Annotated in this window: 20 protein-coding genes; 11 read left to right on the plus strand and 9 right to left on the minus strand. The window is 41.2% G+C overall.

Features of this window, described 5'->3' with window-relative positions; translation table 11 throughout:
* Positions 1–145: 145 nt before the first annotated feature.
* The gene (locus tag TOL9009_RS0111125; RefSeq protein WP_029632870.1) at positions 146–1,471 is read right to left on the minus strand and encodes a class I SAM-dependent methyltransferase; all 1,326 of its coding nucleotides are present in this window, start codon (positions 1,469–1,471) and stop codon (positions 146–148) included.
* A gap of 280 nt (positions 1,472–1,751) precedes the next feature.
* On the opposite strand from TOL9009_RS0111125, the gene trxB reads away from it, so the two are divergent.
* Positions 1,752–3,116, plus strand: a complete 1,365-nt coding sequence (trxB, locus tag TOL9009_RS0111130; RefSeq protein WP_029632871.1) for a thioredoxin-disulfide reductase — start codon at positions 1,752–1,754, stop codon at positions 3,114–3,116.
* Here the strand turns inward: trxB and TOL9009_RS45460 are convergent.
* A complete protein-coding gene (locus tag TOL9009_RS45460; protein WP_186227710.1) occupies positions 3,070–3,336 on the minus strand; it encodes a hypothetical protein in 267 nt (88 codons plus the stop codon). The two genes, trxB and TOL9009_RS45460, sit on opposite strands and share 47 nt — an antisense overlap.
* Here TOL9009_RS45460 and TOL9009_RS0111135 point away from each other — a divergent pair.
* The 4 genes from TOL9009_RS0111135 to TOL9009_RS0111145 are packed head-to-tail and all read left to right on the plus strand — an operon-like array spanning position 3,290 to position 5,540.
* The gene (locus TOL9009_RS0111135) at positions 3,290–4,186 is read left to right on the plus strand and encodes an ABC transporter permease (protein ID WP_029632872.1); all 897 of its coding nucleotides are present in this window, start codon (positions 3,290–3,292) and stop codon (positions 4,184–4,186) included. The genes TOL9009_RS45460 and TOL9009_RS0111135 overlap by 47 nt on opposite strands.
* Positions 4,187–4,206: 20 nt before the next feature.
* Positions 4,207–4,356, plus strand: coding sequence for a hypothetical protein (locus tag TOL9009_RS47170; RefSeq protein WP_186227533.1), 150 nt, complete (start codon positions 4,207–4,209; stop codon positions 4,354–4,356).
* A gap of 45 nt (positions 4,357–4,401) precedes the next feature.
* Complete coding sequence (locus TOL9009_RS0111140) at positions 4,402–4,593, plus strand: hypothetical protein (RefSeq protein WP_029632873.1); 192 nt, start codon at positions 4,402–4,404, stop codon at positions 4,591–4,593.
* Between the two features lie 20 nt (positions 4,594–4,613).
* Positions 4,614–5,540 (plus strand): ROK family protein, encoded by a 927-nt coding sequence (locus TOL9009_RS0111145; protein WP_186227534.1) that lies wholly within the window; start codon positions 4,614–4,616, stop codon positions 5,538–5,540.
* Positions 5,541–5,829: 289 nt separating this feature from the next.
* On the opposite strand, the gene TOL9009_RS0111155 is transcribed toward TOL9009_RS0111145, so the two are convergent.
* The 4 genes from TOL9009_RS0111155 to TOL9009_RS0111170 all read right to left on the minus strand — a co-directional run bounded on the left by TOL9009_RS0111155 (position 5,830) and on the right by TOL9009_RS0111170 (position 8,754).
* Positions 5,830–6,657: an energy-coupling factor ABC transporter ATP-binding protein gene (locus tag TOL9009_RS0111155; RefSeq protein ID WP_029632875.1), complete on the minus strand. Its 828-nt coding sequence runs from the start codon at positions 6,655–6,657 to the stop codon at positions 5,830–5,832.
* A 261-nt stretch (positions 6,658–6,918) separates the two neighbouring features.
* Complete coding sequence (gene cbiQ / locus TOL9009_RS0111160) at positions 6,919–7,716, minus strand: cobalt ECF transporter T component CbiQ (protein WP_029632876.1); 798 nt, start codon at positions 7,714–7,716, stop codon at positions 6,919–6,921.
* On the minus strand, positions 7,700–8,014 hold the full coding sequence (locus TOL9009_RS0111165; protein ID WP_029632877.1) for an energy-coupling factor ABC transporter substrate-binding protein: 315 nt from the start codon (positions 8,012–8,014) through the stop codon (positions 7,700–7,702). The genes cbiQ and TOL9009_RS0111165 overlap by 17 nt, the downstream gene beginning before the upstream one ends.
* A 65-nt stretch (positions 8,015–8,079) precedes the next feature.
* Positions 8,080–8,754, minus strand: a complete 675-nt coding sequence (locus TOL9009_RS0111170; RefSeq protein WP_038296939.1) for an energy-coupling factor ABC transporter permease — start codon at positions 8,752–8,754, stop codon at positions 8,080–8,082.
* 460 nt (positions 8,755–9,214) lie between these two features.
* Between TOL9009_RS0111170 and TOL9009_RS0111180 the strand changes: the two genes are divergently transcribed.
* The 6 genes from TOL9009_RS0111180 (at position 9,215) to TOL9009_RS0111210 (ending at position 15,093) form a co-directional block, all read left to right on the plus strand.
* Positions 9,215–10,243 (plus strand): multicopper oxidase domain-containing protein, encoded by a 1,029-nt coding sequence (locus tag TOL9009_RS0111180; protein ID WP_029632879.1) that lies wholly within the window; start codon positions 9,215–9,217, stop codon positions 10,241–10,243.
* Positions 10,244–10,470: 227 nt separating this feature from the next.
* Positions 10,471–11,517, plus strand: a complete 1,047-nt coding sequence (locus tag TOL9009_RS0111185) for a helix-hairpin-helix domain-containing protein (RefSeq protein ID WP_029632880.1) — start codon at positions 10,471–10,473, stop codon at positions 11,515–11,517.
* 167 nt (positions 11,518–11,684) lie between these two features.
* Positions 11,685–12,119 (plus strand): ferritin-like domain-containing protein, encoded by a 435-nt coding sequence (locus TOL9009_RS0111190; RefSeq protein ID WP_029632881.1) that lies wholly within the window; start codon positions 11,685–11,687, stop codon positions 12,117–12,119.
* Between the two features lie 131 nt (positions 12,120–12,250).
* Positions 12,251–13,213, plus strand: coding sequence for an FTR1 family iron permease (locus tag TOL9009_RS0111195; RefSeq protein WP_029632882.1), 963 nt, complete (start codon positions 12,251–12,253; stop codon positions 13,211–13,213).
* A 155-nt stretch (positions 13,214–13,368) separates the two neighbouring features.
* Positions 13,369–14,190: an Rpn family recombination-promoting nuclease/putative transposase gene (locus TOL9009_RS0111200; protein ID WP_029632883.1), complete on the plus strand. Its 822-nt coding sequence runs from the start codon at positions 13,369–13,371 to the stop codon at positions 14,188–14,190.
* 105 nt (positions 14,191–14,295) lie between these two features.
* The gene (locus tag TOL9009_RS0111210; RefSeq protein ID WP_029632884.1) at positions 14,296–15,093 is read left to right on the plus strand and encodes an MOSC domain-containing protein; all 798 of its coding nucleotides are present in this window, start codon (positions 14,296–14,298) and stop codon (positions 15,091–15,093) included.
* Between the two features lie 66 nt (positions 15,094–15,159).
* Here TOL9009_RS0111210 and TOL9009_RS0111215 read toward each other — a convergent pair whose 3' ends face one another.
* From TOL9009_RS0111215 to TOL9009_RS47175, 3 genes are all read right to left on the minus strand, one after another.
* Positions 15,160–15,816, minus strand: coding sequence for a pentapeptide repeat-containing protein (locus tag TOL9009_RS0111215; protein ID WP_029632885.1), 657 nt, complete (start codon positions 15,814–15,816; stop codon positions 15,160–15,162).
* A 186-nt stretch (positions 15,817–16,002) separates the two neighbouring features.
* Entirely contained in the window at positions 16,003–16,677 is a 675-nt protein-coding gene (locus TOL9009_RS42120; protein WP_029632886.1) for an nSTAND1 domain-containing NTPase, read from the minus strand.
* The gene (locus tag TOL9009_RS47175; protein ID WP_398344425.1) at positions 16,677–17,174 is read right to left on the minus strand and encodes an nSTAND1 domain-containing NTPase; all 498 of its coding nucleotides are present in this window, start codon (positions 17,172–17,174) and stop codon (positions 16,677–16,679) included. Before TOL9009_RS47175 ends, TOL9009_RS42120 begins: the two co-directional genes overlap by 1 nt.
* Between the last annotated feature and the right edge of the window lie 436 nt (positions 17,175–17,610).

The raw sequence follows: 17,610 nt of genomic DNA on the forward strand, positions 1-17,610 counted from the left end.
TTCATATCACCTTGGGAAAAATCTTTTGGCAAAGTAGTGTCTGTCAATTTTATTTTGAGGGTATGTGTACATGCAAAACCCGCTCAGAGACGCGAAATTTCGCGTCTCTACAACCCGTCATTTTTATCTTGACAGTACACAATTTTTATCCAACCTGCTCTAAAAGCACGTATAAAAAGACTTCTAGCCTATACAAGAGGTTTTGAACTTCATTACAAGCTTTTTGGTAACTTATCGGTTCTAAGCTGACAATATCCCGTGGTTTAATCAACAGCCAGCGTTCCACTAAGGAGGTGAAAGGCTGTTCTCCTTCCCATAGCGGTAGTAAACAAGCTGCGATCGCGCTATCTATCTCTACAGGCGCTTTGATGGGAAGATTAATATAGTTACCAACAGACCACGATCGCTCTTGAGTAATGCAGTCGATCAAATCCTTTTGGATCTCAGGTGTTTTTAATTGGGGATGGAGATGTACTCTTGCCATCAGCCAGTCATTTAATGTCCACTCATAAACTGGTACAAACGTTTTACTTTCGTGAGGATGACCACACCAAAAATCTAGTAAACGTTGAGTAGGATGCAACAATTCAACTAAATGCAGCTGTTCTTCTACTGAAAGTTCTGGTAAGCTCATGGCGATAAATATTGGCAAATCATCGCGATTTTTGAACAAATCCATTAATTCCCAGTGTTGCCACTCCACCATACTCATAAACTCTAAATCAGCTGCTTTTAAAGCCGCAAACATTTCTTTGACAGTATGACCTTTATCTCCTTGCAATAAATGATTGAACAATGCTGAAGCTGGTGCATTATCAAATTCATCATCCCAGGTTTTTTGCTTTAAAATTACATCATCTCTTAAAGCTCTCATCATGTCTCTAAGTAATTCTGCCTCAAATTCACCAGGAGAGCCATCCAACAATCCCATTGTTTGACACAGTTCCTGAGCTTGGTAAAAGTAAAACCGCTGCCGATAACTGTGAAGGTTAGTATGAATAATTCCATCGGGTTTCAACACAGACTTCATTAGTTGTAACCCTAAAACTGGATCGGGCAATAAATAAAGGGTTTCGTCACAGTTAATATAATCAAACTCCAGCCCTAGTTTAGGTATATCTTCTATGGAAAGAGGATAAAATTCGGCGTTATGGAAGCCATGATACTGTAAGCGCTGGTAAGCTAATTTTACCGATTCTTCTGATAAATCAATTCCCACAATTTTCGCTTCCGGATTTGCTTCTGCTAAAGCCAAAGATGTATACCCTGAACCACAACCTGCATCTAAAATTACTTTGCCTTTAGTATCTATAATTGTTTGATTTCTAATATAGAAGGGCGTTTTTATGTTATAAACATAGAGTAAATTTAAGTCATTTTTAGGTGATGTTTCTACAGGATTATTCGGGTATGGAATCTGGTTAAAATGCTGGCGAATTTTTTCTCGTAACTCCGATGTTTGGTTTTCCATTGATGAATTTTTCCTAGTTATGCCAAAATGCTATTTTGGCGGTTGTATGAGGCGATCGTCCAGTAGCGCTCTTTTATGAGTCTGGAGAAAGAATAATCGAGGCGACTGGAAGTCGCGGCTACACAGGCAAAGTCCGCCTACGCGGACTAACCTGAAAATAGGGTTTCAAATTTCCTTTGGGAAGAGTAATAAAAGAGCGGTATTCACAATTCTTCAGCTTTGTTGCCACGCTTTAATTTATGCTATATTAAACGTAGTCGTTATGAGTTTATATAAGAATATGACTAACCCTACAGTAGAAAACTTGGTAATTATCGGTTCTGGTCCGGCTGGATACACAGCGGCTATTTATGCGGGACGGGCTAACTTGAAACCCGTTGTATTTGAAGGCTTCCAAGCCGGGGGATTACCTGGTGGACAGTTGATGACAACGACTGAAGTTGAGAACTTTCCGGGGTTTGCGCGAGGGATTACAGGACCCGAACTGATGGATCAAATGAAGGCTCAGGCGGAGCGTTGGGGAGCCGAGTTATATACTGAGGATGTGATCTCAGTTGATTTGAGTCAGCGTCCTTTTACAGTGCGATCGGAAGAACGGGAATTTAAAACCCACAGTATTATTATTGCCACAGGTGCCACAGCCAAGCGTTTGGGTTTACCCAGCGAACATGAATTTTGGAATCGGGGTATTTCCGCTTGTGCTATCTGTGATGGTGCTACACCGATTTTCCAGGGTGCGGAATTGGCTGTAATTGGTGCTGGTGACACGGCAGCAGAAGAAGCGATTTACCTGACGAAATATGCCTCAAAGGTAGATATGCTGGTACGCACTGAGAAAATGCGTGCCTCCAAAGCGATGCAAGACCGCGTTTTGAATAATCCGAAAATCCAGGTACATTGGAACACCGAAGCTGTAGATATCTTCGGTAACGGTAACATGGAAGGAGTAAAAATCCGCAACAGCAAAACCGGCGAAGAAAGTCAACTGCGCGTTAAGGGTTTATTTTACGCCGTTGGTCACAAGCCTAATACATCCTTGTTTGAAGGACAAATAGAACTGGATGAAGTGGGTTACGTTGTCACCAAACACGGTTCTGTAGAAACGAGTGTAGAAGGCGTATTTGCGGCTGGTGACGTGCAAGATCATGAGTTTCGTCAAGCAATTACGGCTGCGGGTACCGGCTGTATGGCGGCAATGTTGGCTGAACGCTGGTTGTCTTCCGCTGGTTTGATTTCAGAATTTCATCAAAAAGCGGAAACTTCAGATAATGAATTAGAAGATCAAGCAACTGAGAAGAAAGTAACTCCAGAAGAATTTGATTTAAATGCGACGCGCCATGAAGGGGGTTATGCTTTACGGAAGTTGTTCCACGATAGCGATCGCTTAATCCTTGTCAAATACGTTTCTCCTGGCTGTGGTCCTTGTCATACCCTCAAACCAATCTTAAATAAAGTAGTGGATGAATTTGATGGTAAAATCCACTTTGTCGAAATTGACATCGATAAAGACCGCGATATAGCCGCAAATGCTAACGTGACAGGAACACCGACCATTCAACTGTTTAAAAATAAGGAACTGATCAACGAAGTTAAAGGCGTCAAGCAAAAAACCGAATATCGCAAGTTGATTGAAAGTAATTTGTAAGGGCATTGGGCATTGGGCATTGGGCAATGGGCATGGGGCATTGGGCATGGGGAATAGGTAATAAAAAGAAATTGTCTCCTTGTCTCCTTGTCTCCTTGTCTCCTTGTCCCCAGTACCCAATTCCTACTAGTACAATAGTCAGCGTATCTTGCTCTTCGGACTTGCGATCGCTCATGACCGTTATCAAAAAACCACTACCCAGATTTTTTAGTTTTGCCAAAAATCCCAATTTATCACAGCAATTAATGCTGATTGGGATAGCTATGACTTTGTTTTTCGTCTTCCTGGCTTTTTTCGCACCTGTATTTCAAGCTTGGGGATGGCTGCAAGATCCTACAGATTTCCTCGCTAACCCGATTCACGAGCCACCCTCAGGAAAACATTGGTTTGGCACTAGTCGCTTGGGCTATGATGTGTTCTCGCGGACTATTTTCGGCGTTCAAGCTGCTTTGCAAGTGGTTATCTTGGCTACCTCACTTAGTATGTTTATAGGGGTGCCTTTAGGGATGCTGAGTGGATATCTGGGGGGTAGATTGGATAAAGTTTTGCTGTTTATCATGGATAGCATTTATACCTTGCCGGGGTTATTGCTTTCCGTAACGCTGGCGTTTGTGGTGGGAAGGGGAATATTAAATGCAGCGATCGCAATTAGTATTGCTTACATCCCCCAATATTACCGCGTTGTCCGCAACCACACAGTCAGCGTGAAAACTGAAGTCTTTATCGAAGCTGCCCAAGCAATGGGTGCCAACACTTGGCAAGTTCTTTCACGATATTTATTTTTCAACGTAATTCAAAGCGTACCCGTACTTTTTACCCTCAACGCTGCCGATGCAATTTTGGTGTTGGGAGGTTTGGGCTTTTTGGGGCTAGGACTTCCCGAAGAAGTGGCAGAATGGGGACACGATTTAAAACAAGCTTTAGAAGCACTACCTACCGGTATTTGGTGGACTACGCTTTTTCCTGGTTTGGCAATGACTTTAATGGTGGTTGGGTTGTCGCTGCTAGGTGAGGGTTTAAATGAATTTGTCAATCCCCGCTTACGGAAAGAAAATAGTATCCGGAAGTAGTTTGAATTGGATAGTAGTTGGTGGATAGAGACGCGATTAATCGCGTCTATACAATCTTAGTGGATGGTGGGAATTTCAAGAGGGGGAAAAGGGAAAAGGAAAAGGGGAAAGAATTATTACCAATGCCCAATGCCCAATGCCCATTGCCCATTGCCCAATGCCCAACTTAGTTTGTTAGTCTATAATCTGTTGTATTTTCTAACTGAGAGATTTGTGTGAAAGATAACCTTTCTTTAATTGTGGCTGCTACTGGTGGATTTATGCTTTCTGTCGCTCTTACAGGTATCTTACGGGGTGCGCCGGTAACATCTTTCCAGGCTCAATCTAATTTTCGTCCCTTGACTGTGGCTGCATTCAGCGCTGCACCGAAGCAGACGGAATTAGAAGATTTTCGCGCTAAGTCCTAAAGGCGTTAAGATGCCTTTGAATGCTGAAAATTTGCGCTTTTGGGTTTAATGTGGTGAATTCTCAAGTAATCGGCATTGATTTGGGGGGAACAGCGATTAAGTTGGGGCGATTTACCGCTGATGGTGATTGCTTACAATCTTTGACTGTGGCAACTCCCCAACCGGCGACACCAGAGGCAGTTATGACAGTCATGGTGGACGCGATCGCTCAACTTGACCCAGATAATCTTAGCATGGCGATCGGTGTCGGTACTCCCGGTCCTGCGGATGCCACTGGACGCATTGCCAAAGTTGCCATCAACCTTACAGGATGGCATGATGTCCCCTTAGCTGATTGGTTGGAAGCGAAAACTGGCAAACCAACTATTCTCGCTAATGATGCTAATTGTGCGGGGTTGGGAGAAGCTTGGTTAGGTGCCGGTCGCCATTTTCAAAACCTGATTTTGCTAACTTTGGGAACTGGCGTTGGTGGGGCGGTTATTCTTGATGGTAAATTGTTTGTTGGGCATTTAGGAGCCGCTGGAGAGTTGGGTTTAATTACCTTAAATCCCGATGGTCCGATGTGTAATAGCGGTAATCAAGGCTCTTTGGAGCAGTATACTTCCGTCGTGGCAATTCGTCGCCGCACTGGGAAAGAACCAGCGGAATTAGGGGCTTTAGCACAAGCAGGAGATGCTGAAGCGTTGACTTTTTGGCAAAATTATGGTAAAGATTTAGGCGCTGGTTTGAGTAGTTTGGTATATGTATTGACACCCCAGGCGATCGTTCTTGGTGGTGGTGTTAGTGCCAGTTTTGAGTTTTTCTTGCCAACTCTTCAGGCAGAAATTGAGCGACGGGTGCTGTCTACTTCTCGCGTTGGGTTACAAATATTGCCAGCAGAGTTGGGTAATTCTGCTGGGATAGTGGGTGCTGGGAAGTTGGCGTGGCAACACCATTTAGGATGTTAGATTATGGTTAAAACAATTCCAGCTAGAGATATTAGTCTTTAGGAATTAGAAGAAAAATTTGGTTTGCAACTTGTTACAGACACCAGCTTTTTTAGAGAATGGACAGAGAATTTACCGACTCTGACTGATGCTGAAAAGAGTGCGATGTCTAACGACAAGCCGTTACACGTCTACGCACGAGTGGAAAGCAATTATTTTAACTTGAATAAGCGCCGTTTGATGTCAGGTAAATTCAATATTTTGGCGATTTCTTGCGTAATTCCTGAGCGTGTAACCAAAACCACTAACATTAAAAATAACGAAATAAATTCAAGATTTTTTGCCTTACCCTTTCAAAAACAGGTTCTTCTGCCAATTCTTCAGAAAATAATATCTCATAGATCAGCGGTACTCCTAACTGTAAATCTTCCATAATTTGACGTTGTTTAAACACATCTTCTGGTTTACCTTGCAATACGAGTTGCCCTTTATCCATGACAAAAATCCAGTCTGCCCAGCGATAAACTAAATCTAGGTCATGAGTTGCCATGAGTATTGTTGTCCCAGATGCATGAATCTTTTTGAGAGTTGCCATGAGGTTACGAGTATGCAATCGGTCTAAATAAGCTGTAGGTTCATCTAATAACAACAGTTGAGGTCGTAGCACCATTACATCTGCAATGGAAACTCGCTTTTTTTGCCCTAAACTCAGATGATGTACTGGTCTTTCTGCTAGAGTAGTTAATCCAAATTCATCTAATGCTTGTTCGACTCGTTGTTTAATTTCTGTGTCTGGCAACCCTAAGTTACATAATCCGTAAGATATATCTTCTTCAACGGTGGAAGCTACAAGTTGTTGCTCTGGATCTTGAAATATAAGTCCGACTTTTTGGCGTAATTGTAGTAAATATTTTCGGTCATATTTTAGTGCCTCACCTTGCCATTTTACATGACCTTTGCGAGGTTTGTATAGACCGTTGGCTAATAAGAATAATGTAGTTTTTCCGCAACCATTTTGACCAATTAAGGCACATCTTTTATTCGCGGGTATTTGTAGTGTTAAATTATTGAGTGCGGGTTCTTGTGCGCTCGGATATGTGTAATGTACTTGTTCAAATTCAAGTAAATATTGCTGCATAATATAATATTAAAATAAAGGCACGCAGACGACCGCAGAACCCCGCAGGCTAGAAGCCTGGGGCTATACGAACAAAGACCGCCTGCGCGGTCTAAAATTTTGGAAGGCTGCGTAGGCAGCCTTCGTTCGTATAGCCGCACCCTTCTAGGGTGTTGGTGACAAAATTAGGATGCTCCAGTTAGAAAAGAGATATAGCAATCCTATTTGAGTTGTGAAAATTTGCGGTGTTCAGATCCCCGACTTCTTTAAGAAGTCGGGGATCTAACTTTTTAATATACTGCATTCTAATATTATTAATAAGGTACAACCAAAAATTGCTTCGATCGCATACCGCTGTGAGTGATGATATCGGTTGGGATGCCAAACTCTAAATTCTCCATTAAATCCGCGTGATTCTAAACTTAAGGAGACTTGACGATAGTTTTCTATGGTACGCTTGAGTAATTGCCCAATTAATAAAGCTAAACTTTTCATACTTGTAGAAAAAGTGCGATAACCACCACGAGATTGTTGAGCAGTCCATAACTCGGCTGCGGCATTTAACAGAACGAAAATAAAACGATACATTAGTAATAAAAGGTCTGTTAAAAGCACGGGAAAACCAACACGTCGCAAAGTTTGTAAAAGTTCAGTAAAAGGGATGGTTAACATGACAAAATATAAGCAGGAAAGAGATGCGATCGCTCTTGTTAAAATTGTCAATCCTTGCTCTATTCCCATCAAACTTAAATATACATAATAACCGCCAATAGTCAACCCTTTTATTGAGTCATTTTGAACTAAATCTAGATGAGAAATATTTATGACGTTGATGGCTAAAGCTGGTAAACTAGTTAACCAGAAGAAAGTAGCAAGATAAAGTAATTTCAGATAGGTTTTGGCAGGAATGCCAGCATAAACAACAGTCCAAATGCTCATCCAGATAGCAATCAAAATTTGTATTTGTGGATGAGCAAAGGCAATGATAATTAATAGAGCGATCGCTAACAATAATTTCTGCTCTGGAGCTAACCACCGCAACTTATTAGTATAAGCTAGCGTGTCAATCTGAATGTTCATTATTATTTTTTTGCTGTTGGGAACGTCCTTTATATAAACCAATTACATAACCAATTACACCAGCACCCAAAGCAGCTTGAGACGAAAATAATAAGCTTTCTACTTCACCACTAGGTGGTTCAAATAGTGATTTAAACCAAGGTTGATATCCGGGTTGTACTTCGGTAATCGCTTTTTCGGCTTTGTCATCTGAACCAGCAAATTCACCACCACGCACAAATATTAATGGTGCGATCGCTAAACTTAATACTGCAAGTACTAACAGCCAGTTTTGCAATTTGGAATTGGGATTTGTCATTTTTTATATAGATTTAAACGCAAAGGAACGCTGAGGTTTTCGGAATTTATGCAATTTTATTTTGATTAAGCTTGGCTTTCGTGTTTGATTAATTTCAACAGTTCCAATTCTTGTGGGGTGTAAGATTGTAACCAGTTCCATACCAGCACTGTTAGCAATCCTTCACTAATTGCTAAAGGAATTTGAGTTATCGCAAAAATTCCGGCAAACTTGATAAATGAAGCGATAAATCCTCCAATTGGTGCGGGAAAAGCTAAAGCGAGTTGGATGGATGTAATCACGTATGTGAGTAAATCTGCTAAAGCTGCTGCTAAAAAGATGGCGATTTTTTGCTTACCACTTAACCGCATGATGAGATTATATATCCAGTAAGCGGCAAATGGTCCAGCGATCGCCATCGAAAAAGCATTTGCTCCCAATGTTGTCAGACCACCGTGCGCTAACAGTAAGGCTTGAAATAACAATACTAAACTACCCAGCACCGACATTGCTAAAGGTCCAAACAGCACTGCACCTAATCCTGTTCCTGTGGGATGAGAAGAGCTACCTGTGACTGAAGGCATTTTTAACGCTGAGAGGACAAAAGTAAACGCTCCCGACAGCGCTAAAAGTAATTTTAGTTCTGGGTTGGTTTTGGTGATGTTCGTGAGCGATCGCAATCCTAATACAAAAAATGGTAACGCTACTACCCACCAAAAAATCGCCCATTTCGGTGGTAAAAACCCTTCCATAATGTGCATTGCGTAAGCCGGTGCGGATGCGCTGACTATTAGATAAAAGCTGAGAACCCCGATAATAAGTAGTTTTGATTTAAGACTAATTTTTGACACTCTTAGTACCTCTATAACCTAAATTATTTGTAGAGATGCGACCGGTCGCGTCTCTACATCTTTTCCAGAATTTTACAACACGATTGCTGTAAGTTTGTCTTTATTCTGTTCTTACTTGTGGTTTGCGTCGATGCTGTATTAGCAATGCCGACAAAGGCTGTAAAGTAAAATAAACCAATTAAGCGGATATAAATTGGGGGTGCGTAGACAAAGGAGCGGCTTGTCGCCAGACATCGCCTCAACTTCAATCTCCCAGATTGGTGATAGTAGTTAAAAATTATTGACAAAAATTATTGATTTCGATAATATACAGTAGGTCAATTGCAAATAATTTGCAAACTTATTTATTTGGGCGCTAATTGGAAATTCCATGCCTAACAATTTTGCTCTGGGGAAAGAAAATCTTTGGAGTCGCCGTCAACTGTTGAAGCTGGGATTAGCTGGCGCGGGTGTGACAGGGGCGGCGGTGGTTTTGCAGATATTGAATGCACAAAGTAAGTCAATTGTCAAGATACCACCGATGGAGGCGTTCGCCCCAACAACTGCTGCCAACCCAATGCAGGTGCTACGGAATTTTGATTATGGCACGGTAAAGCAAGAAAATGGACGCACTATCCGCGAATTTCGTTTAACAGCGGGGACTTCTATTATTGAGCTAAATAGTGCTGTGTCTTACAACATCTGGGATTTAAATGGTCGGATTCCAGGACCGACACTGAGAGCAAAACAAGGCGATCGCGTGCGGGTATTGTTCCACAATAAAGCCGGACATTCTCACTCTTTGCATTTTCACGGTGTCCACCCGGCAGAAATGGATGGTATTCGTCCAGTTAGCAACGGTAGCGCCACAATTTATGAATTTGACGCGGAACCTTATGGCGTTCATTTGTACCATTGCCATATTGAACCAGTAACCCGTCACATTGCCAAAGGCTTATACGGAATGTTTATCATTGACCCACCCAAACCGCGTCCGCCGGCGGATGAAATAGTTTTAATTATGGCTGGGTATGACATCAATGATGATAACCGTAATGAGTTTTACGCCTTCAACGGTTTGCCGCATTATTACATGGATAATCCGATTAAGATTTACCAAAATCAGTTGATTCGGCTGTACGTGCTCAACATTATTGAATTCGATCCAGCAGTGACCTTTCACCTCCACGCCAACTTTTTTAATGTTTATCCTACGGGAATGACTCTCACTCCCACCCACAAAGCAGATGTAATTACGATGGGTGTAGCGGAACGACACATTTTAGAATTCAGTTTTCGCTATCCGGGTAAGTATATGTTTCATCCGCATCAGGATGCGATCGCCGAAAACGGCTGCATGGGTAATTTTGAAGTAGTCACAGACAGTAAAAACGCACTTCAAACTCAGAAAAATTCCTAAACTCAACAATATAAATTTAAATGTGTTGTATTATACTTTGCATCCAGAAGTTAGGGCAGAATCTAAATTAATAATAATTCTTTAAATTATAGTTAATTTTTTTAACTAGTTGATAAAAACTCTCATTATATGCCAAAGTAAATTCTACGACTAAATGTCAAACTAACGTGCTGTTGCTAGCTGACAAAGTTTTAATTAATACCTTTCAAACGTTTTTTGGAGCAAAAATGATCAAGGTTCGTTACATTTTTTTGGCTGTTGCTGCTTGTGCCATAGTTTCCCTGAGTTCCTGTAATGCAAGCACACCAACCGCAGAGAATACACCAGCACCTGTTGCCAATTCAAGCCCCCAGACAAGCGAGGCAGTAAGTAATAATAGTCACAGCGGTCACGGCAGCAAAGCTCAAATAAATATCAACACTGCGATATTGTCCGAGTTGGATAAGTTTGAGGCAAAGCTAGCAATACCAGCATTATCAAACAAAATTCAAGCTAATCGTCCTTATGCCTCACCATCCGAATTAGTATCCAAAAAGGTGATTAATCAAGAGCAGTTTAATCAAATTAAAGATTTGGTTACTGTTCAAGAGGTAGTACTTACGGGTGAAGCAAAAGATGTTGACTATATGAGTAAATTGGGATTGATGAAAGGGCATCTTATAGTAGCCAAAGAACTGCTAGATCAAAATCAGCCCAAACAAGCAGAACCTCATATAGGACATCCAGTTGAGGAAATTTATGTTGATGTTGAAGACCAACTAAACGAACGTAAAGTCAAAGAATTTAAGACGACTTTAGTAAGTTTGCAAGATTTAGTAAAATCGAATCCGAAAGCAGCCAAACTAAAAACTGATTTTGCCTCTTCAATGCAAGCAGTAGATGGTGCGATCGCTGCTTTACCAGAAGCGCAACGCTCAAAACCAGGATTTGTACTACAGACGATTAATGAGTTATTAGATTCGGCAAACTCCGAATATGGTGCTGCGATCGCTAACGGCAAAATATCTGCGGCAATAGAATATCAAGATTCTCGTGGTTTTGTCATCTACGCAAACGAATTATACAAAGGTATTTCTAGCCAAATGGCGAAAGACTTTCCCGAAGCACATAAAGGCATTGAAACAAGTATGGCTGAATTAGTAAAAACTTGGCCCACGGCTATTCCTCCAGCTACATCGGTGAAAACCCCCAATGATGTTACCAAACTAGTAAAAACTATTGAGCAAAATTCTCAAACCGTGATTGATAAATCAACCACCCAAGCGCAGCGATAGCAGTTTTATTTAATTCTTAATAGCAAAATTGAGGAGTTTAAAATTAGCTTAGAAGTGAGTACAGTAGAGACGTTCCGGTGGAACGTCTCTACAAAAGTTAGGAATTATACTCCTAACTCCTCATTTTTAACTGATTACTCTCTACACATCACTTCAATTAACGACTCATGCAAGACCTTGACCACAAAAAGACCATCGACTTACTCAACGCAATCATGGAATTTGAACTAGCTGGCGTAGTCCGCTACACTCATTATTCTCTGATGGTTACAGGTCCCAACCGCATTCCTATCGTGGGTTTTTTCAAAGCGCAAGCTAGCGAGTCTCTGCTTCATGCTGAACAAGTGGGAGAAATACTCACAGGTTTAGATGGACACCCCAGCCTCAAAATTGCCCCGATGGAAGAAACTTACAAGCATTCAGTTAAGGATATTTTGACAGAAAGCTTATCCCACGAAAAAAAGGCTCTGGATTTGTATAAAAGTCTGCTAGAGACTGTAACTAATGCCAGCATTTATTTAGAAGAATTCGCCCGTAATATGATAGGACAAGAAGAGATGCATAATCTCGAACTGAAAAAAATGTTACGCGATTTTAGCTAAGAAAAGTGAGGAGTGAGGAATTATCAGTTAGGAATTAATTAAAACCCCTCACTTTTGTACAGACGTTCCACTGGAACGTCTCTACCGCACCTACTAATTACTAACTACTAACTACTAACTACTAACAGACGATGAATTTTAGTACTGCCTTACCGACTTTTGTAATTACACTCCGAGAAGGAGTAGAAGCTGCCCTTGTTGTCGGGATTGTGCTTGCTTTGTTAAAAAAAGCCAAGCAATCTCAACTCAACTCTTGGGTGTATGCTGGTGTGGGCGTTGGTATTGCCCTGAGTGCGCTGGTAGGTGTGTTGTTGAGTTGGGTAACGATCGCGCTAAGTGCTGCAAATCCCCAATACGCATCGGTGACAGAGGTTTTGCTAGAGGGATTTTTCTGCGTATTAGCGATCGCTATGCTCAGTTGGATGCTCATCTGGATGACCAAACAAGCCAGATTTATGAAAGCTACTGTTGAAGGAGCAGTCACAAGCGCTCTCAAAGCAGATAATAATGCCGGCTGGGGCGTTTTTTGGTTAATTTTGATTGCCGTTCTTCGCGAAGGTTTTGAAACAGTTTTCTTTGTCGCTGCCAATTTTCAACAAGGATTTATGCCAGCTTTCGGTGCCGTTAGCGGTTTACTGGCAGCAGCAGCTGTTGGTGTGTTGATATTTAAATGGGGTGTTAAAATTAACATTCGGCAATTTTTCCAGGTAATGGGCGTTTTTTTGGTATTTATTGTTGCCGGGTTGGTAGTGACAGCACTGCAACGCTTTGATGAAGCTGCTGCTGCTTTGGCATTAAGCGATCGCGCTTCGGAAAGTATTTGTTTTTATTATGAACGCTTTACCAAAGTCCATTCTTGCATTTTGGGTCCGATGGTTGCAAATACCTCGAAAATCTTGCCTGATGAACAATTCCCAGGCATTATCCTCAAATCATTATTTGGCTACAGAGATCATCTTTATCTCGTGCAAGCTGGAGCTTATATAGTATTTTTAGTGACTATTGGCGGCGCATATTTGCGTAGTATTGGAGGTGGGAATAACGGGAAAAATCAGCTAGGTAAACAAAAATCTATGAGTTCCACTTCTGATTAAAAAAAGTCTGCCGAAATATTCAGGCGATCGCGCTCTCAAAGTTGAAAAACACAAAGCGATCGCACTTGACAAAAATCTCTCCGTTTGCAGGTGCGGTTTTGAAAGTATGATAATTTAAAAAGTCATAATAACTCTGCGTTTAAATACTCCGATTCGTGAAAACAGACAGCATATTTTATCGCCTATTTCAAGAGTTCCCCAATATATTTTTTGAACTAATTGGCAATTCTCCCGAAACTGCCACAGGGTATGAATTTTCATCAGTTGAAGTCAAGCAAACAGCTTTCCGAATCGATGGTGTATTTCTCCCAGAAACAGAGGAAAAGCCAATTTATTTTCTCGAAGTCCAGTTTCAAGCAGACTCAGAAATTTACTCACGGCTGTTTACAGAAGTTCATTTATACCTGCGTCAAAACCAACCAGAAAATGATTGGTTTGCTGTGGTGATTTACCCAACTCGCAGCATCGACACCGCAAAAACCAAGCACTACCGCGAGTCTTTTGCTTCCGGGAGAGTTACTCGCATTTATTTGGATGAGTTAGGGGAAACCGCATCTCTACCCATTGGCATTGCTACGATTAAATTAGTGGTAGAAAATGAAGATAAGGCAATACAAGAAGCCAGGGAGTTAATTACGAGAACCAGGCAAGAAGTTGATTCAGTACGGAAACAGCAACAATTATTACAATTAATCGAGACGATTTTGGTTTATAAATTTCCCAGCATGGATATCGAGGAGATACAGGAAATGTTTGGATTAAGCGATTTGAAGCAAACACGAGTATATCAGCAAGCTTTTGCAGAAGGTAAACAGAAAGGAAAACACGAAGGTAAACAGGAAGGAAAACGGGAAGGAGAACGTAGAGGAAAGTTACTCGCTGTACCACCAATGTTAGCTGCTGGGTTGACTGTGGAACAGATAGCGCAAGCTTTAAGTTTAACCGTGGATGAGGTAAGACAAGCTGGACAACAATAACCTCCTCAGTAAACGAGGAGATACAGGAAATGTTTGGATTAAGCGATTTGAAGCAAATACGAGTATATCAGCAAGCTTTTGCAGAAGGCGAACAGAAAGGTATAAATGAAACAAGCAGAGGTTAAGCAGTTATTTATCCATCCCGTGAAGGGTTTAACACCCAAAGCACAAGAAAGCGTAACCTTAAAAGTTGGATATGGGATACCAGGCGATCGCTCTTTTGCGTTAATGTACAAGCAAGATGAAATAGATGTTGACTCAACTATTGTGCCGTGGATGAATAAGCACAACTTCATCATGCAAAACGAGTGGCATTCCTTAGCGGCTTTAAATTGCGAGTATGAAGAAGCCAGTGGTATTCTCAGGGTAAAGCGTAAAGGTGTAGAATTATTAGTTGGCGATACCAAAACAGAAATCGGACGCGATCGCATTTCGGCATTTTTCACCGGCTATTTAGCAGGAATTAACCCCAGTCTCGCTGCCAGAAACCGCAACCACGCACCCTTAAAATTTGTAGGGATGTTTAGTGAAACTCGTTATCCTGACAGAGAAGCAGTGCATATTTCTTTAGTTAGTCAAGCAACTATAGATAATTTAAGTCAATTAGCCGGAGAACAAATCGATGTGCGGCGTTTTCGTCCGAATATAGTTGTAGAAGGTGTACCCGCATGGGGAGAATTTGACTGGGTAGGGCAACAAATGCAACTTGGTAGTGCCAGAATTGAGATAAGTGACAGAATTAATCGCTGCTTAAATATAGAAGTGCATCCAGAAACCGGAGAACGAGATATTGGACTGTTGAGTTTATTAAAAAAGCAATTTCACCACACACAAACAGGAGTTTTAGCCAAAATTATTAGTAATGGTGATGTAGCGATCGGCGATAATTTGCTAAGTGGGTAAAAACAACAATCCCCGTGCTTTCATAGACGGGGAATGTGAATTAGAACTACAGCTACGTACTTGTTATTATTGAGCGATGAATCCTAGAGGTATGATTGCATCTTCCAAATCAGCCCCTAGCAAGTTTGCTCCTTGTATATTCGCATCTAATAGGTTTGTTTTCTGCAAGTCTGCTTTTTGTAAGTTTGCTCCTAACAGATTTACTCCTTGTAGGTTTGCCTTCTCTAGGTCTGCATCATACAGGTTTGCTCCTTGTAGGTTTGCTCCTGCTATGTTTGCTTTACCTAAATCTGCTCCCTGTAAATTTGCTCCTAACAGATTTGCTCCTAACAGATTTGCATTCTCGAAGTCTGCATTTGCCAAGTTCGCATTTTCCAAGTTTGCTCCTTGCAAGTTAGCCGAACTCAGGTCTGCTCCATACAGGTTACACCCGACACATTCTTTAGTTTGTAACAAACGTGTCATGTTTGCGCTTACAGACTGTATTGGCAACGCAACCGGGGATATTATTGGAGCTATTGGAGCAGCTATGGATTGTGTAGGTATGGATTGTGTAGGTATTGTAGGTATGGGTTGTGTAGGTATAGATTCTGTAGGTATGGATTGTGTTTCTAATTGAGCTAAAGCGCTAGGCTGGTTAAGCAGAGAAAGTCCGGCTACAAATACTACAAATACTGCGCTGACGAACCAGTAAGTTAATTTTTTTACAATTGATTTCTTCATTTAAATTCACTGGCTTTGCTTTTACAGAAGCCATCAGTAAAGTGCATAGTGTTCACTATAAACCAAGCTGATAAATTAAATCAAACATTATTTTTATTCATATTTATAACTTAAAGTGATTAAAAAATATTTTCTAAATATTTGTGTGTAAACCGTTCTTTATTGGCAGCATCGCAAATCTGAAAATCATCTATCTTCAGCTATATTTGCCTCTATTATTTGCGGTATTTGCATAATGTTGTTGTGTAATTGAGGACAGATAGACTGGAAAGAAGATTGCCAATTGCTCATTAACGGAATTCGCCTAATTTCCTCTACACTGTTATTGACAATCGAAAAACGAAGTTGAATAAATCCAAAAGCGGTAAGTTGCGACAGCAATATCATCACTGCACTAATCATAGCGATCGCATTTAAGTGCATATTGCGTCTTTTTTGGATGCTACGCTTGACAAACTCCAACTCTGTTAAATTCAACCAGCCAACATTAGATTTAAGTAATTGCTGTACTAACGGCAAGCGAGGATCGTCATTCCATAGAAGACCAACAGCCTTTTTCTCATGCTTTTGGGTTGCCCATTTATTTGCGATCGGTCTTAACTCTGTTTGCAATACTAAAAGACCTAACTCTTGTTTTTTCCAGTTCAGTAGCTTTTGCCATTCTCGCATTAAAGCATCATGAGCCGGCTCTACATATTCATTATTCTCTATATCGCGTCCTTTCACCAACAACCGCGCCGCGACAAAGCGCTCTATCACCAGCTTTACCCGTCTATTTTCGGCTTGTGGATATTCCAGTTCCTTACATAGCACACGTCTGCGTGTCAAATCGCTGCTACCTACCGCTACCATTCGCAGCATTAGGTGCTTACAGCAGATTCCTTTGTTATGAGGTACATAATAGCCCCCTCATCGCTTGCGGGGAGGGGGTTGGGGGTGGGGTTCTTGTACCTCATAACACCGGGAAGTGCTGTAATAGTTTGAGAATAAGCGGGGTCAAGTTTAACTAACTTGTCATATTCAAAATCTGCTGCTTTAGTGAGACTGCGCGTCACTCCCCCTAATTCTTCATAATCAAATTGAGTAATTGCCCGATTATTTTTTTTACCTTCTTTGAAACTCTGAATATATTTCAGATATAGTTTACTCAAAGTAAAAGAAAGTAGCGGTAATGCTCCCGGCATCTGTGCAACTTCATCAATTATTTCGTCTACTAAACTTGGCGGCTCAAAATACATTACCTTGGCAGCGGCTGGTTCAACAATGCACGATCGCAATTCTTGACGCGATATTCTGGGCATCACAAATCGTCCCGATTCCCAGTAAGGTTCTAAATGGCATTTTGATGCTAAAATCAATGTCTTCTAATAAAAGCCCCAGTACCACCGGGGCAAGTCGAACGTTTCCACTTGTCAATATAGTTACTAGTGAACATTTAAGGTAGGGGTTTCCCTTCCCTTGACATGAAAACATGACAAACGTTAGGATAAAACATGACAAAAATCTGTTAACACTCCCTACCCCACATTACCTGGTGGAATAGGCACCGGACGCAGTACAAGAAAGGTAGATGCCCTTAGCTAAGATATTTCTGGTTTTGAGAGGTAGATGACCCTGATAATTAATAAGTATATCCACCGTTGGGTGTTTTTCGGTGGGGCGATCGCAATTCTGTCCCTCGTTATGCGATCGCTTGTAATTAGGGTTTGCTGAAAAAGAAAGAAAAGCTTACATTCTCAGATCATCAGACCAAAGAAATATATTCAGGTGCAAGATAAGAGGCTAAAATAACCC

Origin of the sequence: [Scytonema hofmanni] UTEX 2349 (assembly GCF_000582685.1) — a bacterium.
Lineage (GTDB): Bacteria > Cyanobacteriota > Cyanobacteriia > Cyanobacteriales > Nostocaceae > Hassallia > Hassallia hofmanni.